Annotated in this window: 13 protein-coding genes; 8 read left to right on the top strand and 5 right to left on the bottom strand. The window is 40.5% G+C overall.

Annotated features, from left to right (window positions below):
• Positions 1-260 precede the first annotated feature (260 nt).
• Positions 261-6146: a DUF3320 domain-containing protein gene (locus ACJVDH_RS11185; RefSeq protein WP_443943486.1), complete on the top strand. Its 5886-nt coding sequence runs from the start codon at positions 261-263 to the stop codon at positions 6144-6146.
• A 46-nt stretch (positions 6147-6192) separates the two neighbouring features.
• Here the strand turns inward: ACJVDH_RS11185 and ACJVDH_RS11180 are convergent, their stop codons facing one another.
• The 4 genes from ACJVDH_RS11180 to ACJVDH_RS11165 form a co-directional block, all read right to left on the bottom strand.
• Entirely contained in the window at positions 6193-7365 is a 1173-nt protein-coding gene (locus ACJVDH_RS11180; RefSeq protein WP_443943485.1) for a histidine kinase, read from the bottom strand.
• The gene (locus ACJVDH_RS11175; protein WP_443943484.1) at positions 7352-8524 is read right to left on the bottom strand and encodes a histidine kinase; all 1173 of its coding nucleotides are present in this window, start codon (positions 8522-8524) and stop codon (positions 7352-7354) included. The genes ACJVDH_RS11180 and ACJVDH_RS11175 overlap by 14 nt, the downstream gene beginning before the upstream one ends.
• A gap of 88 nt (positions 8525-8612) precedes the next feature.
• Positions 8613-9350, bottom strand: coding sequence for a LytR/AlgR family response regulator transcription factor (locus tag ACJVDH_RS11170; RefSeq protein ID WP_443943483.1), 738 nt, complete (start codon positions 9348-9350; stop codon positions 8613-8615).
• A gap of 238 nt (positions 9351-9588) precedes the next feature.
• Entirely contained in the window at positions 9589-11163 is a 1575-nt protein-coding gene (locus ACJVDH_RS11165) for a Na+/H+ antiporter (RefSeq protein WP_443943482.1), read from the bottom strand.
• A 155-nt stretch (positions 11164-11318) separates the two neighbouring features.
• Here ACJVDH_RS11165 and ACJVDH_RS11160 point away from each other — a divergent pair, with 155 nt between their 5' ends.
• The 5 genes from ACJVDH_RS11160 (at position 11319) to ACJVDH_RS11140 (ending at position 15105) form a co-directional block, all read left to right on the top strand.
• Positions 11319-12179, top strand: a complete 861-nt coding sequence (locus ACJVDH_RS11160) for a helix-turn-helix domain-containing protein (protein WP_443943481.1) — start codon at positions 11319-11321, stop codon at positions 12177-12179.
• A gap of 217 nt (positions 12180-12396) precedes the next feature.
• Positions 12397-13455, top strand: a complete 1059-nt coding sequence (locus ACJVDH_RS11155; protein WP_443943480.1) for an NAD(P)-dependent alcohol dehydrogenase — start codon at positions 12397-12399, stop codon at positions 13453-13455.
• A gap of 8 nt (positions 13456-13463) precedes the next feature.
• Positions 13464-13862 (top strand): cupin domain-containing protein, encoded by a 399-nt coding sequence (locus ACJVDH_RS11150; RefSeq protein ID WP_443943479.1) that lies wholly within the window; start codon positions 13464-13466, stop codon positions 13860-13862.
• Positions 13863-13941: 79 nt separating this feature from the next.
• On the top strand, positions 13942-14637 hold the full coding sequence (locus ACJVDH_RS11145) for a dihydrofolate reductase family protein (protein ID WP_443943478.1): 696 nt from the start codon (positions 13942-13944) through the stop codon (positions 14635-14637).
• Between the two features lie 84 nt (positions 14638-14721).
• Complete coding sequence (locus ACJVDH_RS11140) at positions 14722-15105, top strand: DoxX family protein (protein ID WP_443943477.1); 384 nt, start codon at positions 14722-14724, stop codon at positions 15103-15105.
• An 80-nt stretch (positions 15106-15185) separates the two neighbouring features.
• Here ACJVDH_RS11140 and ACJVDH_RS11135 read toward each other — a convergent pair whose 3' ends face one another.
• Positions 15186-15965: an SDR family NAD(P)-dependent oxidoreductase gene (locus ACJVDH_RS11135; protein WP_443943476.1), complete on the bottom strand. Its 780-nt coding sequence runs from the start codon at positions 15963-15965 to the stop codon at positions 15186-15188.
• 529 nt (positions 15966-16494) lie between these two features.
• Between ACJVDH_RS11135 and ACJVDH_RS11130 the strand changes: the two genes are divergently transcribed.
• Both ACJVDH_RS11130 and ACJVDH_RS11125 read left to right on the top strand, forming a co-directional pair.
• On the top strand, positions 16495-17682 hold the full coding sequence (locus ACJVDH_RS11130) for a helix-turn-helix domain-containing protein (protein ID WP_443943475.1): 1188 nt from the start codon (positions 16495-16497) through the stop codon (positions 17680-17682).
• Positions 17683-17729: 47 nt separating this feature from the next.
• Entirely contained in the window at positions 17730-26453 is an 8724-nt protein-coding gene (locus ACJVDH_RS11125) for an MBG domain-containing protein (RefSeq protein WP_443943474.1), read from the top strand.
• The last annotated feature ends 15 nt before the right edge of the window (positions 26454-26468 follow it).

Raw genomic sequence — 26468 nt, 5'->3', positions numbered from 1 at the left:
AAAAATGAGCTTGTTTAACGAAGTTCCGGAAAAAAGGGATAGAAAAGGTCTGATTTAAAATAATTCTTATCTTGCATTCTCTAGATTAATCTCGCTAACAATGAATGTACATTTATCCAATAAAGAAAATGGTTTTTCTGCCATCTATTACAATAAAGTAATTTCCGGGCGTTTAATACGCATACATTATCGCCTTTCGTTTGCGAAATAATCTATAGAATTTACTTGATGATTGTGCTCAAAGCACTTAATATTCCGATATGAATAACATTGAACAGGTTGCGAAAAATATCACTACAGCATTGCAGATAGAATTTACTTGCCTGCCCACATTAAATTTTGCACTTCAACAAAATCACGTACCCATTGTAAGAACGCTTTTTGTACAGAACAACGGAGCAGAATTACTCACCAATATAACGCTACAAATTGTTTCTGAACCAGAATTTATGACCGTTTGGACACAAACAATTCCATCGGTACAAGCCGGAGAACGGATAGAAATAAAGAATACAATGTTTAAGGTTTCTGGAGATTATCTGGCCAGTTTAACCGAAAGAAGTTCTGCGCATTTGGTTTTGTCTGCCTTTGTTGAAGGTGAAAAAGTAATTGAGCAAAATGTTCAGATCGATTTACTCACGTATGAGCAATGGAATGGCGCAGCCTTACTGCCCGAATTGCTTTCGGCGTTTATCACGCCAAATCATCCAGAAATTCCTCAGGTCATTCGTAAAGCCGCAGAAATTTTAAAACGATGGACGGGCAATCCCTCTTTTGATGAATATCAAACGCGCAATCCAGATCGTGTACGCAAGCAAATGGCTGCCATTTATGAAGCCATTGCAGAAATGAATATTATTTACTGCAGTGCGCCAGCTAGTTTTGAAGAACGCGGACAGCGTGTGCGATTGGCAGATGTAATTTTTAAAGACCGTTTGGCCAATTGCCTCGATCTGACTTTCCTTTATGCCGCTTGCCTTGAAGCTGTTGGTATTCATCCTTTAGTGGTTGTAGTTAAAGGGCACGCTTTTGCAGGCGCATGGCTGATTGATGAATCTTTTGCCGATTCTGTAAACGATGATCCTTCCTTAATTACCAAACGCACAGCGGATGGAATTAATGACATCGTTGTAGTTGAAGCAACTGGAATGAATGCCGGGCAGCACATGAGTTTTGATGATGCAGTTCGGTCTGCAGATCAGAAAATGAACGTTACAGAAGAATTTCTGCTTTTTGTAGATGTAAAACGCAGTCGCTTTAGTGGAATCAGGCCATTACCGATTCGGATTGCAACCGCAAGTGGATGGCAAATTGCCGATCATCCAGATGAATTGCGCACCAATATTTTACCTGAAGATATTTCTGTTGGGGATAAACTGGTGTACTCAGAAAAAATTGAACTGACAAAACAGCGTTTGTGGGAGCGTAAGCTGCTTGATTTAACCTTGCGCAACAGTTTGTTAAATGTGCGCATTACCCGAAGTGTTGTACAATTTATGCTTAATAATGTACATAAATTGGAAGATGCACTTGCAGATGGTGCAGAATTTCAGGTACTTTCTAAACCCTCAGATTGGGAAAACAACCTACGCGATGCCGGCTTATATGCCGCTATTCATCAAACAGATCCGATAACACAATTGGTTGAGCACGAGTTGGCGCACAAAAGAATCCGTACGTATCTGTCTGATCAGGATTTGGCACTTAGTTTAACAAATATTTATCGCGCATCGCGTTTATCTATAGAAGAAAATGGCGCAAACACGCTTTATGTGGGTTTAGGTTTGCTAAAGTGGTACGAAACAGATATAAGTGAGCGCCCGCGTTTTGCGCCGATTTTACTTATTCCCGTAGAAATTATACGAAAAACTGCTCAAAAAGGATATGTAATCCGCAGTCGCGAGGAAGAAGCGATTATGAATATTACACTTCTGGAAATGATCCGGCAGGATTTCGGTATTACAATCAGCGGTTTTGATACCTTGCCGAAAGATGAGAATGGCGTAGATGTCAAATTGATTTTCAATACCATCCGCCAGGCCATTATGGCAAAATCACGTTGGGATGTAGAAGAACAAGCGGTTTTGGGCACATTTTCTTTCAGTAAATTTATTCTCTGGAACGATATACACCACAATGCACATCAGTTACAGAAAAATAAAGTTGTAGCCAGTTTAATGTCTGGAAAATTGGAATGGCAACCCGAAGTAGATTTCGACACGCTTGAAATTTCTGATGTTGAACTTCGCCCAGAAGATATTGCATTGCCCATTAGCACAGATTCTTCGCAGTTGCATGCCATCTTTAATTCCGGGCGTAACCGAAGTTTTGTTTTGCACGGCCCGCCGGGAACGGGGAAATCTCAAACCATTACCAATATTATTGCAAATGCTTTATATGCTGGGAAAAAGGTGCTTTTTGTTGCCGCCAAAAAGGCCGCTTTAGATGTGGTAGAAAGCCGGTTAAAATCCATCGGTCTTTCTCCATTTTGCCTGGAACTGCACTCCAATAAATCAAAAAAATCAGCGGTATTAGAGCAGTTAAAAACGGCAACAGAAATTGCCGCACATCAATTGCCTGAAAATTTTCAGACAGAAGCCTCACGCTTGCATGAATTGCGAACAGAATTGAATGCATACGTTGCCGCATTACACCAGAAGCAAAACTTTGGATTATCACTTTATGATTTGTTTTCGCGTTATTCAGCCCAAATTGCCAAAGGCGATCTGGTTTACTTTCCGGATGCTATTGTTCCAGAACTTACAGAAGCAAAACTTCAGCAATGGCAAGACCTTGCAGAAGAAATTCAAGGAATTGCGACAGTTATTGGTCAGCCGGATATTCATCCGCTAAAAGTATTAAAACCAAAAGAATACCATTCTGGGTTTAAGCAAGAAGTTCAAACAGGGTTGCAGCAGTTGTTGCAGGTTTTGCCGGAATTGATGCAGCAAATAGAGAAAGTTAAATCTGTATTGAAAATAGATTCTTCAATAGATACAGAAGGGGAAGAGGTTGCGCTGGTTCGGCTGGCTTCTTTACTTCTGAAACTTGGCGATGTGCCAGCCTCGATTTTCCAGATTGATGCGTTTGAACAAACGCTTGCGCAGATAGAAGGAGTTGCCGAAATTGGAATACAACGCGATTTTCTAAGAAATGAACTGCTTGAAACACTGAGCCGCGAAGGATTGACATTACCTGCATCTCAGTTCTTGCTTAACTGGAATATGGCTGCAGAGCGGTGGTTTCTTTCGCGCTGGTTTAAACAAAATTCAATTCTGAAATCGCTGCGCGTGTATACTAAAGCGGGTAATTTGGAAAAAACAGAAATTCCGGCGTTGCTGAATAAACTTATGGACTTCCAGGATCGACAATCGACCATTGATCAGGCACATTTTTTACCGCAAACACTAGGCTTTCTGTGGAAAAATGGAGCCTGCGACTGGAGTGAGGTTAAAGTTTTATGCGCCACACTGGTAGAATTAAACCGTACGGCAAGTGTATTGTTTGGTGCAAATGGTGTAGCGGCGTGGCGGCGACGTTTAAGTACAGAATTTGCTGAAGGCAGCAAAGCTTATTTGATACAGCACGGCGCAGTACTTGATCAGTTTTTGCATGTACAGCAGCATTATTCTGGTCTAAAAACACAGCTGCAGAATTTAGTCGGATTGGACTTTACCGCGCAGGGCGATGTCAATCTGTCTCAACAGAAAACGTTGATTACGTTGGGTACGCAATGGCTGGACAATATCGATCAACTGAAAGATTGGTACAACTGGCTCGATTTAAAAAAACGCGCATTAACAAATGGTCTACAACCTTTGGTTAAAGTTTTTGAAGAAGGTTTATTGCAACCCGATCAAATTGTTTCTGCTTATTTAAAAGGTGTTTACCGCGCTGCGGCAGAACATATTATTGCACAGAAACCTCAACTTGCAACATTTAACGGAACGCTTTTTAATGAGAAAATTAAAAAGTTCAGAGACATCAGTAACCGCTTTGAGCAACTAACCAAAGACGAAATTTATGCACGCCTGGCAGCAAAAATACCGTCATTTGTTCAAGAAGCGTCGCAAAGCTCAGAAATCGGGCTTTTGCAAAAAGCCATCCGGAATAATGGAAGAGCTTTATCCGTTAGGAAAATTTTCGATTCCATACCTTTATTGCTGCCTCGTTTAAAACCTTGCATGCTCATGAGTCCGATTTCTGTTGCACAATATTTTGATGCAAACGAAACCCGGTTCGACCTGGTAATTTTTGATGAAGCATCGCAAATGCCAACCTGTGAAGCTGTGGGTGCCATTGCGCGCGGAAGCCACGTCATTGTAGTGGGCGATCCGAAACAGATGCCGCCAACCAATTTTTTCAATACCAATACCATCGACGAAGAAAATATTGAAAAAGAAGATCTGGAAAGTATTTTGGACGATTGCCTTGCCCTCTCTATGCCTTCGCAACATCTGCTGTGGCATTACCGCAGTAAACACGAAAGTTTAATTGCTTTTAGTAACGCCAAATATTACGACAATAAATTGCTTACTTTTCCATCGAAAGACGATTTATCCAGCAAGGTGCAGTTTGTACATGTTAAGGGCCATTATGATAAAGGAAAAAGCAGGCAAAACCGTTTTGAAGCAAAAGAAATTGTGAATGAAGTTGTCAGAAGACTTTCAGATCCGCAACTGGCTACGCGCAGTATTGGCATTGTAACCTTTAGTTCTACGCAACAAATTTTAATAGAAGATTTGCTGAATGAAGTGTTTAGCTTGCGGCCCGATCTGGAAAAAATAGCGCTCGATTCAGATGAACCGCTGTTTATTAAAAACCTGGAAAATGTGCAGGGAGATGAGCGCGATGTAATTTTATTTTCTGTTGGATATGGGCCTGATGAAAACGGCAAAGTGGGTTTAAATTTTGGGCCAATTAACCGCGAAGGCGGCTGGCGCAGGCTTAATGTAGCTGTGTCTCGCGCCCGTTATGAAATGAAAGTTTTTTCTACGCTTAAAGCAGATCAGATTAATTTGAACCGTACAGGTTCTGAAGGTGTTGCAGGATTAAAAGCTTTTCTGGCTTATGCAGAGAAAGGAAAATCGGCTTTGCCTTTTCCGGTGCAGCAAAAAACAGCCGAAACTAACGCGCTGGAGAATGAAATTGCCAATGAAATCCGTAAACATGGTTATGAAGTGCATACACAAATTGGTGCGTCTACTTATAAAATAAATCTGGCCATTGTAGATAAAAAAGACCCCGGAAATTATATTCTTGGCATTTTAACCGATGGAAAAAACTACCATGCAGCGCCAACCTCGCGCGATCGCGAAATTGTTCAGGTTGATGTACTTGCAATGCTGGGTTGGAAATTACACAAAGTTTGGCTGTTAGAATGGTGGGAAAATAGAGAGAAAGTGCTGAACGGTATTTTGGCTCAAATCCAAATTGCAGAAACAGAAACTGCCCAGCAAATTAAACCGGAAGTATTGATGAAACCCGAAGTTCGCGTTGATGAACTCAAAAGCCTTTCACTTTCAGATCAGATAAAAGGAAGCGCAGAGCGATCCGTCAAAATTGCAGATTCCGCTTTGAAACCCGTAATTTATGAGGTTTGTATGCTGGATGTTATGCCTTTGCAAACCGCTGACGATTTGATGGCACCGCAGAATAAAGTCCGCATTAAAACCCAAATTTTTAATGTGATGGAAACTGAAGCGCCAATTAGTAAAACGCTATTGACCAAAAGAATTTTGAATGCCTGGGGAATAAACAGATTGGGCGGAAGAATTAACGATTATCTTGATTCTGTTTTTGCGCAGTTGGATATTAAAAGCAAAGCAGGAGAGAGAAACGTATTTTTCTGGAAGAAAAACCAGGAACCTGAAACTTATGCAATCTATCGTACATCAGAACAGGAATCTGAAAAACGAGATGCAGATGATCTTCCGCCAGAAGAAGTCGCTGTAGTCGCAGAAAGCATCGTAAGAAATCAAATTGGTTTATCTAAATCGGATTTAATCCGCGAGATGGCACGCGCTTTTGGTTATGCAAGAATTGGAACGAATGTAGAACGTGCCATGCTTGAGGGTGTACAAATTGCCATCAAAAAAGGAATTGCAAAAGAAGATGGAGAAAGGATAGTTTTACGAGAAAACTAATCTATGGAATTTGGCAAGGGGTTTATGAGAAAAGTAAAATCCCTTGCTAGTTTTCGTTCTCGGTAAATGCATACTTCATTTCCGCAGAAGAATCAAAATCATTTAATACAGACTTTTCTATTCTGATTTCCAGAACAAAATAATCTTCGGCTTTTATGCCATAAATCAGAGTAGCATTTTTTCCATATGTATGCTCCAAGCGCTTTTTTATGGTATGCAAGCCACCGTTTTGCTTAAGCAGATTAGGTAAACTTTTAATTTGATTGACCGATTCTATGTACAAGGCATCGCGATCAAAATAAATAGAAAGCGAAGCTCTTCTGTCTTCATTATATAAACTTCCGTGTTTAAGAATGTTATCCAAAACAGAGAGTAAGATAAAAGGCACAATTTTTACATTGGCTACATTGGCCGCATACACAATATCCAAACAGAAACTGCGTCCATTAATTCGGTGAAGATTTAGCATGCTTTCGCAGTGTACAATTTCTTTCTCCAGAAAAATTTTCTGGTGATGCTCATTGCCAGAGGCGATAAAACGCATGGTTTCTGACAAATCTAAAATCAGTTCGCTGCTTGCAATAGAATATGTTTTTACTCTTTGATGCAGCAATTCCAATACATTAAAGAGTAAATGTGGACTTACCTGCGCTTTCATAAATTCATTCTTTGAAATGGCAAGTTCTTTCGCCAAAACTTCTTTTTGAAGTTCCAATTCCAGTTTCTGTCTTTCTGTATTTTCCAGTTCTACACGCTCTGCCAGATAACGTTTAATAAAACAAAACCCTGTAGAATGGATGATGAAATAAGACGCCCGCCAAAGCATACTAATGGATTGACGCTTGCCTAAAGTATAAATTGGGGCATGAGAGAGCAAATCTGTGAAGGAAAAAAGGAAACGGATTACCGCGTATGACAACAAAAAATACAGCAAAAAATCTGTAGCAATAAGTATCGGGATTTTCCACGCTAAAGATTGGTTCTGTTCCAGAATTTTATTTAACCAATAAGCATGGAAGTAAAATAATCCAATCCCGAAAACCAGAAAGATAATGTAAAACATTTGTTTTCCAGTTTCAAACATGGCCAGGTTGGCTATAACTTCCCAAAAGATAAAAGCTGCCCAAAATAAAATATGCAGTTTGTAGCTTGCAATTTGATTGAATTGAAAAGGCTTGTTTAAGAAAGCGTGCCGGATGTTGGATTTATTTTGATGCATCGTTAACCCGGTTTTGAGTGGCAGATTTAGAATTTTGGTTTTTCATCAATCTACTGTTAATTCTAATCTCCAGCATAAAAAGAAAATCGCTGTACCGCGTGTGTAGCGTTGCAGAAGATCCATAACTGTATTCCAGTCGTTTTTTCAAATTCAGTAAACCAGAGTTTAGTCCGGATCGCTTTTTAACCGAATTGAATTGGTTTACGGTTTGGATAAAAAGTTCATTTCCGTCAAGATGAATATTCAGTTGACCAGGAATGCGGGGATCACTTAAATCGCCATGTTTAAACATATTTTCCAAAGCAGAAATTAATAAACAGGGCAGAATGTGCACATCAGTAAGTTCTGCAGAATGGTTAATGTTGATATGGATATTTCCAAGTATGGTTTTATGAAGTGCAATCAGAAGAAAACAATGTTCAATTTCTTTATGAATTGCAACATCGCCTTTTTGCATTTCATCAGAAGATACAAATTGCATTAATTGAGATAAGTAGGAAACAATTTTTGCATCTTCAGGAGATATCCTTCCAACGTCGCGCTGCAAAATGCCGAGTGTATTAAAAATTAAATCAGGATTAATTTGCGTTTTCAGGTATTCTTGTTTTGAACGCGAGAGATCTTTCTCAAGAGTTTCTCTATCCAAGCGCAATTTGAAACGCTGCTTTTCAGCCTTTAGGCGTTCTCTGCGTTCACTCAAATACCGTTTCAGAAAGCAATATGCGGTGGCGTAAAAGATGAAATATGTGCAACGCCAAGTGGTAGAAAGAATGTCCTTTAAATTAATCTTAACCCGTTGTACCGGTATTTTCACTAAGAGATCAAAATAACTTAGCGAGATTTCCAATCCAAGAATTAAAAGGTTATAGATTGCAATTTCGAAGATCAGAAAGGCGAAAATTAACACATTTTTTTTCGACGATTGATTCAGCAGTTTAGAAAGGGTAGATGCGTGGATGTAAAAAAGTGAAATGTTCAGGCTATAAAACGTAATATACGATACAATTGTGTGGTTAGTTGATCCGGAAGCGAAAAGTATAGAAATCTCGAAGCCAATAAATATCGCCCATGCAATAAAATGAATCTGATAGGCAGCAAAGAACTGAAGGATTTTATTCAGCCCTGATGATGGGATACTTCTGCCTAAAATGTTATTCATTCACTTTGTTTTAATCGGGGGATGATTTGATGTATTTGTGTAAAAACGTTTACATCAACTTAAAAACAAGTATAAATATATCAATTATTTACTTTTTTCTGTTCGTTCTCAGCATTTTATCTGCCAGGAATGTTTTGAATTCGGCATTGTAACTTTCGCCAACGCGGAAAGATAGATTATTGGTTAGCGCAATCTGGTTTCCGTCTATATGTTCAATATGGTTTAAAGAGATAATGTAACCACGGTGCAGTTGCATAAAATCGTCTGTTGTGCCAATTTGTTCTTTTACATCTTTTAATCCGAGATACGCGATAATGGTCTTTTTTACCGTGTGGATTTTAACGTAGTTACTGAAGCTTTCAAAAGCTATAATGTCTTGATATTTAACCATTTCTGCGCGCAAACCTTCCTCGGTGTTTTTTACCAGAAAATAGTCATTTTGTGCGCGGCCAGCAGTTGGGCGTACTTCATCATCCGGAAACAGACGGTTAAGCGTAATGGCAAATTTTGCGAAACTGTAAGGTTTTAGTAAATATGCATCTGCTTCTGCCTCAAAAGCCTGAAAAGCATATTCCTGATGGGAAGTGGTAAAAATAAGTCTTTTCGTTTTTGCTCTTAAACTTTTAGACAGCTCTAATCCAGAAATATTGGGCATATTGATATCGAGGAAGATAATATCTACCTGCTCGCCTTTACTAATTTCAGATAAAGCCAGTACGGAATCGGTATAAGATTGTACTAATTCCAGACCAGGGCTATTTTCTATATATCCACGAAGGCCTTCTAATGAACTAATTTGATCGTCTACTGCTATACACCTAATCATCTGCTGCTAAATAATATTCGGAGAACGAAAGTAAGCTTTTTGTTACAAAAAGTGGTGATTTCCTGTGGGTTAATTATACGTCATTATAAAATCTGGTGCCAGATATGGCGGTTAAATGCCTTTAAACAATAATCGTATTCAGGATTATGGCTAAAATATGACATCATTGGAATTCTAAAATAGCCTAGACTTATTGTGTTATTTAAGCTAATTAATTTTCTTGAGAGAATTAATTTTTCTAAACAAAATGCATTTTTTCTTCTTCAAGATCGAGATAAGTAAGTTGTTTTCTAATCAAATCTTCGTTCAGCAAACTTTCTGATTTGTTTTTATCTAGCAACCACCTGCGTTGTGCGTCTAAAATATCCAGGTATGCAGCTTTTTCTTTTTCGGAAATAGGAGGAGTATCGCTTAGCGGACTGTGCGATTTCCATTTGTTGGCCATTTGTTGTAAAAAAGGAAACTGGCTGAGGTCTGCGCTGTACTTGTCCTTCAAATAGCTGTGTGCATAACCCATTAGTTGTTGTCGCAGGTGCAATTCTTCTTGCTCTTCTGGCAAACTATGGTCGTTATCCGGAATACCGATGCGTTTAATTAGATATGGAAGGGTTAAACCTTGCACCAGCAAGGTGAGTAAAATGACAACAAAAGTGATGTATAAAATTAAGTTTCGTTGAGGAAAAAACGCGTGATTTTCCAATTGAATCGGGATGGATAATGCGGCGGCAAGCGATACTACACCACGCATGCCTGTCCATCCAAGTATAAAAGGCACTTTTGCACCAGGATTACTGGCATCGGCCACTGTGATGAAATTTCTGGCAATTAAGGTAACCACAACTGCACCATATGCAGAAACCATCCGCGCTAAAATCAATGTTAGCGTAATGAGCACGCCATAACCCGTTGCGGCCACCACACTTACGTTGCCTAAACCGTTGGTAATTTCGGGTAAATCCAAACCAATCAGCATAAAAACCAAACCATTTAGAATAAAAACAAGGCTTTCCCAAACATTTACCCCGCGTAGGCGAGAGCTGCTGCTTAAAAACAAATGGCGTTTGTTGGAGAGCAGCAATCCGCCGGCAACAACTGCCAACACGCCAGAACTGTGCAACTCTTCTGCCGCGATGTACATAAAATACGGCGTTAAAAAGGTAAGAACAATATCCATATTGGAATCTGTAGGTAAAAATTTATGCAGCTTCATAAATAAAAAACCAATCGTTAAACCTATTCCTACGCCACCAACAACCATCCAAACAAAATTATACGCGGCTTCGTACCATACAAACTGGCCGGTAGCTACGGCAATCAGCGCAAAGCGAAAAATGATTAGCGATGAAGCATCGTTCAGCAAGCTTTCGCCTTCCAGGATCGAGGCCATCCTTTTGGGTATTTTAACAAATTTTAAAATGGCACCGGCACTTACGGCATCTGGCGGTGATACAATGCCGCCTAAAAGTAAACCGAGTGCCAAAGAAAAGCCTGGGATAAAATGATTGGCCACAAAGGCAACAGAGAGTGCCGTAAAGAAAACAACAATAAAGGCAAAGCTGCTTACAATTCGCCGCCAGCGCCAAAGTTCTTTCCAGGAAATTGCCCAGGCAGCATCATACAAAAGTGGAGGCAAGAAGATGATAAAAATAAGCTCCGGATCGATATGGATTTGCGGAATGCCCGGAATGAAGCTGATGCCTAAACCTGCAAGTACCAATAAAATTGGATACGCCACTTTGATTTTATTTGCGGCCATAATCAGGAACACAATAATCAGAATCAGGATCAGGTAAAAAGGAAAATCTGTGAACATATTTTTGATTTGGACTAAAATACAAATGTTCGGCAGAATCGCCAATTGTGTTTAAGGTCTTTTACAGAAATACTGAGCGTTTGTTAGGGTTCTGAAAATAAGTGTCAGGATTATTTTCTGAAATGAAAACTGTTTGTTTTTCTTAGCTTTGTGTTATGCGTAAAGAAAGTACAAATAGCGATTTAAAATTAAAAGGCTTTAAAGTTTATGCCATTGCAAATGGTGTAAATGAGGTGCCAAACTATAGCAGACGTGATTTTTATAAAATCTGTTTAACTACAGGGAAAAATCGCATTCATTATGCCGACCGCGGAATTGAAACCGAAGGAAGCATACTTTTTTTTGGCAATCCGCATATTCCGTATTCATGGGAAGTTATTTCTTCTGATTACACTGGTCATGCCTGTTTATTTACAGAAGATTTTTTGAAAAACAATGAGCGCACAGAAAGTTTGCAGCAATCGCCATTGTTCAAAATAAGTGGTACGCCAATTTTTCACATCAACGAAGAGCAGAGAGAATTTATATTGGGTGTGTTTAAACGAATGTTGGCCGAGCAGGATTCTGATTATGCGTTTAAAGATGAGTTGATCAGGAATTATATCAATCTTATGATTCATGAAGCGCTGAAAATGGAACCAGCAAGCAATTATCAGAAACACAATAATGCCTCATCCCGTATTACAGCAATGTTTTTAGAGCTTTTAGAAAGACAGTTTCCGATAGAAAGCCCCGAAGATATGCTGAAATTGCGCAGTGCAAATGATTTTGCTTCTTCCTTAGCTGTGCACGTAAACCATCTTAACCGTTCTGTAAAAGAAGTTACCGGCAAATCGACCACTACACATATATCTGAACGCATTATCACAGAAGCCAAAGCTTTATTGCAACATACGGATTGGAGTGTTGCAGCAATTGCCTACGCGCTCGGTTTTGAATATTCTACTTACTTCAACAATTTTTTTAAAAAGGCAACAGGCACGGTACCTAAATCTTTGCGTAAACAGATTGTTTGAAATTTATAGTTTTATGTTTGATTGTCGTTAACCTTGCCAGAGCCACAATAACAACCTTTGTATTGGTTAAGGAATTAAAGATGCAGCAAAGCCGATCGAAAAAAAACAAATCTGTATTTCAGTAAACGACGAAACCTTCCGGCGGTCTGCCCGTTTACTAGTAAGCTTAACAACACTTTAAATCCGTTAACGGTAAACTCATTAAACAGAAACAAGTATGACAACAAATGCAAGAGCTTTTGGTGCAACCGCTGCCGAAGCACCTTTAAAAAAGATGGATATTCAGCGCCGTGAAGTAACGCCTACGGATGTTGAAATCGAAATTTTATATTGTGGCGTTTGCCATTCCGATTTACACACCGCCAGAAATGAATGGCACGGAACAATTTATCCTGTTGTACCCGGACATGAAATTGTTGGCCGGGTGGTAAAAGTTGGCGATCAATCTTCGAAATTTAAAGTTGGTGATCTTGCCGCAGTAGGATGTTTGGTAGATTCTTGTCGCGAGTGTGAATATTGCAAAGAAGGCTTAGAACAATATTGCGCAGAAGGCAATATCCAAACGTACAATTCGCCCGATAAACATTTAAGTACACAAACTTATGGCGGTTATTCTGAAAGTATTGTGGTAGATGAAAGTTACGCTTTGCATGTTCCAGAGAATTTAGACCTTGCAGCAACAGCGCCATTGCTTTGTGCGGGTATTACTACATATTCTCCTTTGCGCCACTGGAATGTTGGTCCGGGTAAAAAAGTAGGTATTGTAGGTATCGGTGGTTTAGGCCACATGGGCGTAAAAATTGCAAAAGCAATGGGCGCACATGTGGTGGTAATCACAACATCTGAAAGCAAAATTGAAGATGCAAAACGCCTTGGTGCCGATGAAATTATCCTTTCGTCTGATGAAAAACAAATGAAAGAAAATGCCAGTACCTTACATTTTATCTTAGATTGCGTTTCTGCTGCGCACGATATTAATGCCTACCTGAGCTTGCTTAAAGTTGATGGAACTTTGGCTATGGTTGGCGCACCAGAACATCCACTTCCTGTTGCTGCTTTTAGCTTAATCCCCGGCCGGAAAAGCTTTGCTGGTTCTGCTATTGGCGGAATTGCAGAAACCCAAGAAATGCTTGATTTTTGCGGCAAACATAATATCACTGCCGATATTGAAATGATTAATATTGATCAAATTAATGAAGCGTATGAGCGCCTGTTAAAAGGCGATGTTAAATATCGTTTCGTTATTGATATGGCCTCTTTAAAAGCATTAAATTAAACTGCATTATGGAACATCAGAAAGATTTTGAGGCACAAGGCTACAAACCCGCACCTGTAAATTATTTTACCGGAAAAGCCTGGTTAAAAAGTTTTGTTACGCCAGATGAAATTACCAATTGTATGGTGAGCGATGTTTTATTTGAACCCGGTACGCGCAACAACTGGCATACGCATCCAAGTAACCAAATTCTGATTGTTAAAGAAGGAATTTGTCTTTACCAGGAAGAAGGGCAGGAGGTTAAGCAATTTCCGGTTGGTTCGGTTATCAATATTTTGCCCGGAATTAAACATTGGCACGGCGCATCGCCAGAACAACAGATGATTCATATCGCCATTAACATCAATACAGAAAAAGGTGCTGTAAATTGGCTCGAACCTGTCACGGAAGAGCAATATCGCGCTTAAACAGGATTATTGTGATTTAAACAAACAGCTTTTTTAACCGGAAGGCTGTTTGTTTTTTGTTATCAATACACTTAAAAACATGAAAAAACCTTATGTAATTTGCCACATGATGACCACATTAGATGGTAAAATACTTACCTCAAACTGGGGCGAAAATTTGCAGGCAATCTACGGTGGCGCATTTGAAAAATACCACAACACCTTTGAAAATCAGGCTTGGATGTGTGGAAGGATAACCATGGAAAGAGATTTCGCTAAAGGTTTGATTTCGACATTGGATAAGGCACCAATCTCGATTACTCGAGAAGCTTTTATTGGCAATGCAGAAGCGAAATCTTTCGCAATTGCGGTAGATGCACATGGCAAACTGGAATGGGAAAGTAACGAAACCGGCGGCGACCATATTATCGAGGTTCTGACCGAAAATGTAAGCGATGACTATCTCCACTATCTTCAGCAATTGAAAATTTCTTACATTTTTGGCGGGGAAGATACGCTTGATTTTGCTGTTGTTTTAGGACAACTTACTTTATTCTTTCCTATCGAAACGATGATGTTAGAAGGCGGCGGTCACCTGAATGGTTCTTTAATGAACGCTGGTTTAATTGATGAGCTGAGTTTACTTTTGTTGCCCATTGCCGATGGAACACCAAAATCACCAAGCTTATTTGAAGTTTCGGAACACCTGAACAAGAATATGGCAAAACACGCTAAACTCAAATCAATTAAGCAAGTTGAAAACGATATAATCTGGTTAAGATACCAATTTCAATAGGCAATTAATTCATCTTGATGGTTCTTCTAACCGCCAAAAAACCAAAGTACAGATCCTGGTGTTCTGCTAGAAAGAATGATCATCATGACAGATAAAACATTGAAAAATATATCGCGGGTAGCACTTGGAAGCGCATTGGTTTTTGCCGGAACAGGCCACCTTAGTTTTGCCAGAAAAGCTTTTCGGGCACAAGTGCCCAATTGGGTTCCGCTGAAAAAAGACGACACCGTGGTTTCATCGGGTTTTGTAGAAATCGCTTTGGGCGCGGCTTTAATTTTCTCGCCAAAAAAATATAGGAAAGAAGTCGGTATGTTAGCGGCTACTCTTTTTACTGCGGTTTTTCCCGGAAACATTGCGCAATATACACACAAGAGAAGTGCATTCGGCTTAAATACCGATCAGAAAAGATTTGCACGTTTGTTTTTTCAGCCAGTGTTAATTTATTGGGCGTTAAAAAGTACCAAGTAATTTTAAGTTAAGTCGTTTCATAAAAAAAGCCAGATGTGTACAAAAATGCATCTGGCTTTTGTATGAAGATACCGATTCGATTACATCCCGAAACCACCATCTACAGAAATGGCTTGCCCGGTTACATGTGGCGCAGTAGCCAAAAATACAGCAAGTTGCCCCATATCTTCTGGTGTTTGTGCTTCGCCTTGTGGCAATAAAGCTTTTTGTTGACGTTCCCACGAAGCCTCTTCGGTTTCGCCCTCATTGGCATAGGCTTTCGCCAGTCCGTTTTCGCCACGCCACATTCCTGTACCTACAATACCCGGACATAAAGCATTTACGGTAATGCCAGTACTGGCTACTTCTAATGCAAGTGCGTTGGTAAAACCTACAACAGCAAATTTTGATGCACAATAAGCAGACAGCAATTCCATTCCTTTTTTGCCGGCAATAGAGGCTACGTTAATGATTTTTCCAGATTTTTTAGGAAGCATAATTTCCAGTTCAGCTTTTGCGCACAAGAAAACGCCACGTGCATTCACATCCATAATTTTATCCCAATCGTTTGCGGTCATCTCAACCGTTTTATGAATGCCAATTACGCCTGCATTATTTACAGCGATATCAATTGTTCCAAAATCTGCTGCAATTTTTTTGAAGGTATCAGAAACTTTATCTTCATCTTTCACATCAATTTCATAGGTTTTTACTTCTACGCCTTCAGCCTCAATTAGTTTTTTAGTTTCTTCAAGGGCTTCTAAACTTACATCGGCCAAGGCCAGTTTAGCACCTTCTTTAGCTAAGCTAAGTGCTATACCTTGTCCAATTCCTCTGCTTGCACCGGTAACCACCGCGATGTTTTGCTCTAACTTTTTCATATTATCGTTTTCATGTTTTCCTAGTAACGGGAAGCATGAAAGATCGTTTTGAATTATTCGAGATTGAGCCAGATGTGCTATTTGATATCTGGATTTGAAACAATTGTACCATGCAAGAGTAAGTGGGCTTGAAATACCATTAAGATGTGGCATTGAAAAACATGACAAATGTATCCGTCCTTAGACATACAAACTGGTAAACAAATCAACCAATGAACTGATGACCAATAAAAAAGGGGACAGGTCCTAAAACCCGATCCCCTCATCTAAATTAACGCTCTCTGAAAACAAAACTACTGCAGGCAGATGAAGATTTTATGAATAATATATTATGCGTAATTGTGGCCAATAAATAACCTGAAAATAAACACTGGCCTATTTTTGATGGAGTAGTATTGTAAATCCATATTTTTGATCTAAGTCTTTGTAAATCAAATTTTTTGCAATGTAATTAGTGTATTTTGTAATATTATTCGTTACACATGAAATGTTATCTCTATTTTTACAACTGCAAACAAACCACTAGAAGTTGAATCCCATATTTCTTACAGTAGTAGGTGCAATATTTATATTGTGCCTGGCGATTGTTAAACTTGTTATTTATGGCCGTAAAAAAGCCATTCTAAATACCCTGCTATGCATTGGCATTTTTGGAATTGTCTGGTATGCTTTGGTTTACCTGTTAACGGTGAGCAAGCAAATCCAGCATTACCCTATATTATTCAATAAGGGTTTGCCGCTATATTATTGTGTTGCGCCTTGTTTCTATTTATACATAAGGGGGGCTTTAGATATCCGATTTGAAAGGCCGCGTAAGTTGGATTATCTTCATTTCTTAATCGCACTTCCTGCAGTTGCATCAATTTTACCTTATACCTTTTTGAGTTTAAGTGCGCAATCTGAAGTGGTGGCCAAAGCAGTTGCTGATGTTCGGTTTGCATTTGCCGACAGCACATATATTGTTGGGGCATGGCATTGGTTTGCATTTCCAATCAGTGCATTGTTTTACACCTTTTTACAGTTCAGGTTTACGCTAATGGTTTCTAAAAGAGGTAAAAAGAAATTAGGTTGGGTGTATTTGTTTACCGGTATTTGCGCATTGATATTTCTGGGCTTATTGCTGATAAACACTGTTATATTGCATAATATTGATGAAGCCGGACCAATACTCACCTCCAGTAAATTCATTATTTTTCTTTGTTTTTGCTTTCTGGGATTAAGTACGCTGTTCTTTATCAATCCAGAATTTCTTTACGGCTTTATTCCGGTAGCTGCGCAAGAAAAACAATCGATTTTGGTAGAAACTTACGCAGTGGCGGATGAAATTGCAGCGCCCGGAGAAGAAGCGAGTGAGGTCAAAATGATTGACAGCCGTTTAATAGAGCAAGTAGAAAGTTGTATGTTTGAAACGGAGATTTTCAGGCGAAGCGGGCTTACACTTAGCGAATTGTCTTCGGTGCTCGAAATTCCAAATCACAAACTCTCCGAATTGTTTAACAGCCACTTTAAGCAAAATTTTAATTCTTACATCAATACGTTAAGAATTGATTATATTCTAGCTCGGTTGGATCAGGGCGATTGGCGTCAGTTTACATTGGAAGCGATTGCAAATGATGCTGGTTTTACGTCGAGAAATACATTTTTTACCGCTTTTAAAAAAGTGAAAGGTCTTTCGCCTTCCAGTTATCTTTCGGGTTTAAAAGCCTCCGCAGCGTAGTTTTTGATGTACTGATTTACTAAATCGGTACAAATACAGTCTACTGTATGAGCCATTACATCAGATTATTGGCAGAACTTTACAGCGATATTCTACAACGGAATGTTTGCAAATTGTTCATCCCAATATCTAATGTTTTATTTATGGTAAAACTCTACAAAAATTATCATTTTGAAAAAACCGGCCAAAAGTGGAAGCAGTCGCTGCTCGCACTTTTACTGCTCTTTACAACTTCTATAGTTGTTGCACAGCAGCCAACCTTTACATCAACACCCGTAACATCGGTCTCAGTTGGTTCAAATTACAGTTATTCAGTTACAGCGACAGATCCGAATAATAGTCAGTTAACATATACTGCGCCAACACTACCAGCGTGGCTCACTTTTTCATCCTCGGCAGGAAGCGCAGCTTCTTATCCGGTAAATATAAGTCCAACTGGTCTGGCGATGGATGCAAGCGGAAATTTATATTCTGCCTCTCTTACAAATACAACTATTTCAAAAATTTCTCCAAATGGTACCATTAGTATTTTTGGAACGCGAGCAATTGGAACAGTGTATTCGATTGCAGTTGATGCGAATTATCTTTATTATTTAATATACAATACAGGAACTGTATATCGGATGTCACTCACTAACCCGAGCCTGGGATCAACAATTGTGTACAGTCTTGGTGCTGCCGGAATAGGGTTAACAATTAAGGATAATGACCTGTACATTGGAAATTACAGTGCCGGAAAAATCATTAAATTTAACTTAACATCTCTTACCGCAACAGATTACGTTACGGGGCAGCCGGCACTTTCCATTTGGGGCTTGGGTTTTGATCCATCTGGAAATTTGTACTTCGCGCAACGCTCTACGTCATCAGTTTTAAAGTTTGATGGAACCAGTGTAACTACGGCAATAAGTGGAATTATAAATGTTGTCGACATCAAGTTTGATGCATCTGGGAATGCTTACACTTCACAACTTAGTGGTGGTATTCTTAAATACAGTCCAAACTTGATCAATTCAACAAGCTTAAGTAGCTTACAGTCTTATGGCGTATTGACTACTCCATCTGGTGCAGTTTATTTCAGTGATTACCGAAATGCCTTTGTCTCCGGAGTTTCAGTGTCGTCGGCAACACTTGCGGGTACACCCACTCAAAGCAATATTGGTTTGCATAATGTTGTTCTTCGCGCTGCAAACAGCACAACAAGTGCAGATCAGAATTTTAATATTACCGTTACTGGTGCCCCAACTATTGGCACTTTTGCCAATATCAATAAGCCAATCGGTACAACTACATTTACATTAACTGCACCAAGCAGCAATAGCAACGGCGCATTCAGCTACACCAGCAGTAATCCGGCAGTTGCCACAATTTTTGGGAATACAGTAACCGTAACCGGGCCAGGCAGTACAACCATTACCGCCACACAAGCTGCTTCCGGATATTATACCTCAGGTACTACAACTTCTACACTAACCGTTACAACTGCGCCACCCGGAAATGCCTTAACTTTTGATGGAAATGGCGATTTTGTAGAAATTGGTTCTTCTACTACGTTTGATGCCAGAACCATGAAAACCATAGAAACCTGGGTGAAATTCAATAACCTGGTCAGCGATCAGGAAATCATTAGTAAAAGCACCAGCAGTAACGGTTTGGAATTGATTATTTATGGAAGTAAACTCGCCGTATTTGCGATGGGTGGCGGACTTGATCAGCATGTCGATTATCCTACGACAAACTTAAAAACAAATGTGTGGTACCATGTTGCGGCAACCCACAACGGTGCAAATTCTACTCTAAGTTTGTTTGTGAACGGTACGTTAATTGGTACGACAACTACACCCTCTGCGATGACCAATTCAAGTAATCCATTACATTTAGGTAAATGGAATGCTAACGGTACATTGAGTAATGCTGGCCGATACTTTAATGGAAGTTTGGATGAAGTGCGTATTTGGAATGTTCAGCGTACGTTGGCACAAATCAAAGCCGATATGTATCACGAGATCGATCCGGCAACTTCTGGCTTAACCGCATACTACCGTTTTTCTGAAGGAGTTGCAAATGGCGACAATACAGCGCTTACTGCAACCGTTGATTTGGCTAAAGGCAATTCGAGTATGTTAACTGGCTTTACTAAAACCGGAACAGCATCAAATTATACTGAAAGTTATGCTTTAGTTGCTCCAATTGCGAAAGACGCAACAAATCTTGCCGCGAACGGTTTCACTGCAAACTGGGATGCACCAGAAACGGGCGTTATAAATAACTATATTCTGGATGTCTCCGAATCGAACGTATTCGCGAGCTTCGTAAGCGGCTATCAAAATAAGGATGTTGGAAATGTAATGACTTTCGATGTTACAGGTTTAACGCCAAGTAAAAACTATTATTACCGTTTAAAAGCGAATAAAACGAGCGTAAATTTACAGGGTACTTATTCAAATATTGCATCAGCGGTTACCGTTAATAATACGCAAACAATCACTTTCAATACCTTAACGGCAAGAAGCTATGGTGATGCAGATTTTACACTTTCAGCAACGGCAACTTCTGGCTTAACGGTAACGTTTGAAAGTTCCGATCCAACTATTGCATCGGTAAGTGGGAATACTGTACACATTCTAAAAGCAGGTACGGTTAATATCATTGCCAAACAAGCCGGAAATTCTAGCTTTTTGGCTGCAACTGATGTGTCCCGGAGTTTAGTTGTCAATAAAGCAGCGTTAACAATCACAGCTAACAATGCCACTAAAGTTTATGATGCAACTGCTTTCACCGGCGGAAACGGATTAACCTATGAAGGTTTTGCTACAGGCGATAACGCTTCAAACAGTTTAAGCGGAACAATCGCTTTTGCTGGAACTGCACAATCGGCAAAGAATGTCGGAACGTATACAATTGTTCCTTCAGGATTATTTTCCACTAACTATGCGATTGCGTATGCAAACGGATCCTTAACGATTACGCTAGCAACGTTAACCGTTACGGCTAACAACGCCACTAAAGTTTATGATGCAACTGCTTTCGCCGGCGGAAACGGATTAAGCTATGACGGTTTTGCTACAGGCGATAACGCTTCGAACAGTTTAAGCGGAACAATCGCTTTCGCTGGAACTGCACAATCTGCGAAAAATGTCGGAACGTATACTATTGTTCCTTCCGGATTATTTTCCACTAACTACGCGGTTACCTACACAAACGGATCCTTATCGATCACAAAAGCTGCTCTAAGCGTTATAGCTAACAACGCCACTAAAGTATATGATGCAACTGCATTCACCGGCGGAAACGGATTAACCTATGCGGGTTTTGCTACAGGCGATAACGCATCGAACAGTTTAAGCGGAACAATCGCTTTTGCGGGAACTGCACAATCGGCAAAGAATGTTGGAACGTATACTATTGTTCCTTCCGGATTAGTTTCTACAAACTATGCGATTGCGTATGCAAACGGATCATTATCGATTACACCGGCAACGTTAACCGTTACGGCTAAAAACGCCATTAAAGTTTATGATGCAACTGCTTTCACCGGCGGAAACGGATTAAGCTATGAAGGTTTTGCTACAGGCGATAACGCTTCAAACAGTTTAAGCGGAACAATCGCTTTCGCTGGAACTGCACAATCGGCAAAGAATGTCGGAACGTATACAATTGTTCCTTCAGGATTATTTTCCACTAACTATGCGATTGCGTATGCAAACGGATCCTTAACGATTACGCCAGCAACGTTAACCGTTACGGCTAACAACGCCACTAAAGTTTATGATGCAACTGCTTTCGCCGGCGGAAACGGATTAAGCTATGACGGTTTTGCTACAGGCGATAACGCTTCGAACAGTTTAAGCGGAACAATCGCTTTCGCTGGAACTGCACAATCTGCAAAGAATGTCGGAACGTATACTATTGTTCCTTCCGGATTATTTTCCACTAACTACGCGGTTACCTACACAAACGGATCCTTATCGATCACAAAAGCTGCTCTAAGCGTTATAGCTAACAACGCCACTAAAGTATATGATGCAACTGCATTCACCGGCGGAAACGGATTAACCTATGCGGGTTTTGCTACAGGCGATAACGCATCGAACAGTTTAAGCGGAACAATCGCTTTTGCGGGAACTGCACAATCGGCAAAGAATGTTGGAACGTATACTATTGTTCCTTCCGGATTAGTTTCTACAAACTATGCGATTGCGTATGCAAACGGATCATTATCGATTACACCGGCAACGTTAACCGTTACGGCTAAAAACGCCATTAAAGTTTATGATGCAACTGCTTTCACCGGCGGAAACGGATTAAGCTATGAAGGTTTTGCTACTGGCGATAACGCATCGAACAGTTTAAGCGGAACAATCGCTTTCGCTGGAACTGCACAATCTGCAAAGAATGTCGGAACATATACTATTGTTCCTTCAGGATTAACTTCTACAAACTATGCGATTGCGTATGCAAACGGATCCTTATCGATTACGCCAGCAACGTTAACTGTTACGGCTAACAATGCCACTAAAGTTTATGATGCAACTGCTTTCACCGGCGGAAACGGATTAACCTATGCGGGTTTTGCTACAGGCGATAACGCTTCAAACAGTTTAAGCGGAACAATCGCTTTCGCCGGAACTGCACAATCTGCAAAAAACGTGGGAACGTATACCATCATTCCTTCAGGATTAGTTTCCATTAACTACGCGATTACCTACACAAACGGATCCTTAACGATTACGCCGGCAACGTTAACCGTTACGGCTAACAACGCCTCAAAAACATATGATGCAACTGCTTTCACCGGCGGAAACGGATTAACCTATGACGGTTTTGCGAGCGGCGATAACGCTTCAAACAGTTTAACGGGAACAATCGCTTTTGCTGGAACGGCACAATCGGCAAAGAATGTCGGAACGTATACTATTGTTCCTTCAGGATTAGTTTCTACAAACTATGCGATTGCGTATGCAAACGGATCCTTATCGATTACGCCAGCAACGTTAACTGTTACGGCTAACAATGCCACTAAAGTTTATGATGCAACTGCATTCACCGGCGGAAACGGATTAACCTATGCGGGTTTTGCTACAGGCGATAACGCATCGAACAGTTTAAGCGGAACAATCGCTTTTGCTGGAACTGCACAATCTGCGAAAAACGTGGGAACGTATACCATCATTCCTTCAGGATTAGTTTCCACTAACTACGCGGTTACCTACACAAACGGATCCTTAACGATTACGCCGGCAGCGTTAACCGTTACGGCTAACAATGCCACTAAAGTTTATGATGCAACTGCTTTCACCGGCGGAAACGGATTAACCTATGCGGGTTTTGCTTCAGGCGATAACGCTTCGAACAGTTTAACGGGAACAATCGCTTTTGCTGGAACTGCACAATCGGCAAAAAACGTGGGAATGTATACCATTGTTCCTTCAGGATTAACTTCTACAAACTATGCGATTGCGTATGCAAACGGATCATTATCGATTACACCGGCAACGTTAACCGTTACGGCTAACAATGCCACTAAAGTTTATGATGCAACTGCTTTCACCGGCGGAAACGGATTAACCTATGACGGTTTTGCTACAGGCGATAACGCTTCAAACAGTTTAACGGGAACAATCGCTTTTGCTGGAACTGCACAATCGGCAAAGAATGTTGGAACGTATACTATTGTTCCTTCAGGATTAGTTTCTACAAACTATGCGATTGCGTATGCAAAGGGATCATTATCGATTACACCGGCAACGTTAACCGTTACGGCTAACAACGCCACTAAAGTTTATGATGCAACTGCTTTCACCGGCGGAAACGGATTAACCTATGCGGGTTTTGCTACAGGCGATAACGCTTCAAACAGTTTAACGGGAACAATCGCTTTCGCTGGAACTGCACAATCTGCGAAAAACGTGGGAACGTATACCATTGTTCCTTCAGGATTAGTTTCCACTAACTACGCGGTTACCTACACAAACGGATCATTATCGATCACAAAAGCTGCTCTAACCGTTACGGCTAACAACGCCACTAAAGTTTATGATGCAACTGCTTTCACCGGCGGAAACGGATTAACCTATGAAGGCTTTGCTACAGGCGATAACGCATCGAACAGTTTAAGCGGAACAATCGCTTTCGCTGGAACTGCACAATCGGCAAAGAATGTCGGAACGTACACAATCATTCCTTCCGGATTAACTTCTACAAACTATGCGATTGCGTATGCAAACGGATCATTATCGATTACACCGGCAACGTTAACCGTTACGGCTAAAAACGCCTCAAAAACATATGATGGTGCTGCCTTTACCGGCGGAAACGGATTAACCTATGCGGGTTTTGCTACTGGCGATAACGCATCGAACAGTTTAACGGGAACAATCGCTTTCGCTGGAACTGCACAATCTGCAAAAAACGTGGGAACGTATACGATCGTTCCTTCCGGATTAACTTCTACAAACTATGCGATTGCGTATGCAAACGGATCCTTAACGATTACGCCAGCAACGTTAACCGTTACGGCTAAAAACGCCACTAAAGTTTATGATGCAACTGCTTTCACCGGCGAAAACGGATTAACCTATGAAGGTTTTGCTACTGGCGATAACGCATCGAACAGTTTAAGCGGAACAATCGCTTTCGCTGGAACTGCACAATCTGCAAAAAACGTGGGAACGTATACGATCGTTCCTTCCGGATTAACTTCTACAAACTATGCGATTGCGTATGCAAACGGATCCTTAACGATTACGCCGGCAACATTAACCGTTACGGCTAACAATGCCACTAAAGTTTATGATGCAACTGCTTTCACCGGCGAAAACGGATTAACCTATGCGGGTTTTGCTACTGGCGATAACGCTTCAAACAGTTTAACGGGAACAATCGCTTTTGCGGGAACTGCACAATCGGCAAAGAATGTCGGAACGTATACTATTGTTCCTTCAGGATTAGTTTCTACAAACTATGCGATTGCGTATGCAAACGGATCCTTATCGATTACGCCAGCAACGTTAACTGTTACGGCTAACAATGCCACTAAAGTTTATGATGCAACTGCTTTCACCGGCGGAAACGGATTAACCTATGACGGTTTTGCTACAGGCGATAACGCTTCAAACAGTTTAACGGGAACAATCGCTTTTGCTGGAACTGCACAATCTGCAAAAAACGTGGGAACGTATACCATCATTCCTTCAGGATTAGTTTCCACTAACTACGCGGTTACCTACACAAACGGATCATTATCGATCACAAAAGCTGCTCTAACCGTTACCGCAAACAATGCCACTAAAGTTTATGATGCAACTGCTTTCACCGGCGGAAACGGATTAACCTATGCGGGTTTTGCTACAGGCGATAACGCTTCAAACAGTTTAAGCGGAACAATCGCTTTCGCCGGAACTGCACAATCGGCGAAGAATGTTGGAACATACACAATCATTCCTTCCGGATTAACTTCTACAAACTATGCGATTGCGTATGCAAACGGATCATTATCGATTACACCGGCAACGTTAACCGTTACGGCTAAAAACGCCTCAAAAACATATGATGGTGCTGCCTTTACCGGCGGAAACGGACTTTCTTACAATGGTTTCGTAAATGGTGACAATGCCTTGAATAGCTTAACCGGAACAGTTACCTTTACAGGAACTGCACAGTTGGCAAAAAATGTTGGTGTATACACCATTATTCCAGGAGGCTTGTCGGCAGCCAATTACGCGATCACTTACGTAAATGGTTCTTTAACAATCGGTAAAGCAGTATTGACCATCACGGCAAATAACCAAAGCAAAATTTACGATGGTTTGGCCTTCACTGGTGAAAACGGAATCGCATACTCCGGATTTATCAATGAAGATAATTCCCAAAATAGTGTTAGTGGAACTTTGGCCTTTTCAGGAACTGCACAATCTGCAAAAAATGTAGGAACCTACACAATTATTCCTTCGGGATTAACTGCTGCCAATTACATCGTTAATTTCAACAATGGAACATTAACCGTAAATAAAGCAACCTTAACCATTGCGGCGACAAATCAATCCCGTTGTTACGGACAAGCAAATCCTACGTTCAACTTGAATTATTCTGGTTTTGTAAATGGCGAGAGTGTTTCTGTACTTCGCACCTCAGCGGCAGCGACAACAACGGCCACACGCAACAGTGCGGCCGGAAACTTCCCGATTGTGGTAAGCGGTGCAACGGCAGATAATTATACAATTGTTTACACAAATGCAACCTTAACAGTATTTGCGCTTCCGGTGGTAGAAATCTCAAGCAGTTTGGGTACTTCGGTGAGTAGGGGCGATGCAAGTGTATTAACTGCAACAGGCGGCGTACGATATTCATGGGCTTCGGCTTCCGGAATCATCAGCGGTTCTAACAATGCACAGCTAACGGTTCGCCCAAGTCAGACCACAACTTATACAGTTACGGTGAGCAATGCAAACGGTTGTACAGAAACGAAAAGCATTACTATACAGGTTGAAGAGGACTATAAAATTAAAGCTACCAATTTGCTTACGCCAAATGGCGATGGAATAAATGATACCTGGGTAATCGAGAATATCGATTTATATCCGAACAACACCGTCAAAATTTTTGATAGAAGCGGAAGAATGTTGTACAGTAAAAAAGGATATGACAATACCTGGGCAGGTATGCTCAATGGTAATCCACTTGCCGAAGGTACATATTACTACATTATTGATTTTGGTGCAGGTAAGCTCACACAAAAAGGATTCATTACCATTATTAGAGAAGGCAAATAAAAATCAATCCCGGAG

This window comes from Pedobacter terrestris (genome assembly GCF_052343045.1).
Classification (GTDB): domain Bacteria; phylum Bacteroidota; class Bacteroidia; order Sphingobacteriales; family Sphingobacteriaceae; genus Pedobacter.
The sequence above is the reverse complement of the archived record's forward strand: the minus strand, read 5'-3'. Positions and strand labels throughout refer to the sequence as shown.

What these genes read in the sequence shown, in the direction of transcription:
- ACJVDH_RS11185 (WP_443943486.1), top strand. Translation starts at nt 261, where the DNA reads ATGAATAACATTGAACAGGTTGCGAAAAATATCACTACAGCATTGCAG.
- ACJVDH_RS11180 (WP_443943485.1), bottom strand. Translation starts at nt 7,365, where the DNA reads ATGCATCAAAATAAATCCAACATCCGGCACGCTTTCTTAAACAAGCCT.
- ACJVDH_RS11175 (WP_443943484.1), bottom strand. Translation starts at nt 8,524, where the DNA reads ATGAATAACATTTTAGGCAGAAGTATCCCATCATCAGGGCTGAATAAA.
- ACJVDH_RS11170 (WP_443943483.1), bottom strand. Translation starts at nt 9,350, where the DNA reads ATGATTAGGTGTATAGCAGTAGACGATCAAATTAGTTCATTAGAAGGC.
- ACJVDH_RS11165 (WP_443943482.1), bottom strand. Translation starts at nt 11,163, where the DNA reads ATGTTCACAGATTTTCCTTTTTACCTGATCCTGATTCTGATTATTGTG.
- ACJVDH_RS11160 (WP_443943481.1), top strand. Translation starts at nt 11,319, where the DNA reads ATGCGTAAAGAAAGTACAAATAGCGATTTAAAATTAAAAGGCTTTAAA.
- ACJVDH_RS11155 (WP_443943480.1), top strand. Translation starts at nt 12,397, where the DNA reads ATGACAACAAATGCAAGAGCTTTTGGTGCAACCGCTGCCGAAGCACCT.
- ACJVDH_RS11150 (WP_443943479.1), top strand. Translation starts at nt 13,464, where the DNA reads ATGGAACATCAGAAAGATTTTGAGGCACAAGGCTACAAACCCGCACCT.
- ACJVDH_RS11145 (WP_443943478.1), top strand. Translation starts at nt 13,942, where the DNA reads ATGAAAAAACCTTATGTAATTTGCCACATGATGACCACATTAGATGGT.
- ACJVDH_RS11140 (WP_443943477.1), top strand. Translation starts at nt 14,722, where the DNA reads ATGACAGATAAAACATTGAAAAATATATCGCGGGTAGCACTTGGAAGC.
- ACJVDH_RS11135 (WP_443943476.1), bottom strand. Translation starts at nt 15,965, where the DNA reads ATGAAAAAGTTAGAGCAAAACATCGCGGTGGTTACCGGTGCAAGCAGA.
- ACJVDH_RS11125 (WP_443943474.1), top strand. Translation starts at nt 17,730, where the DNA reads ATGAGCCATTACATCAGATTATTGGCAGAACTTTACAGCGATATTCTA.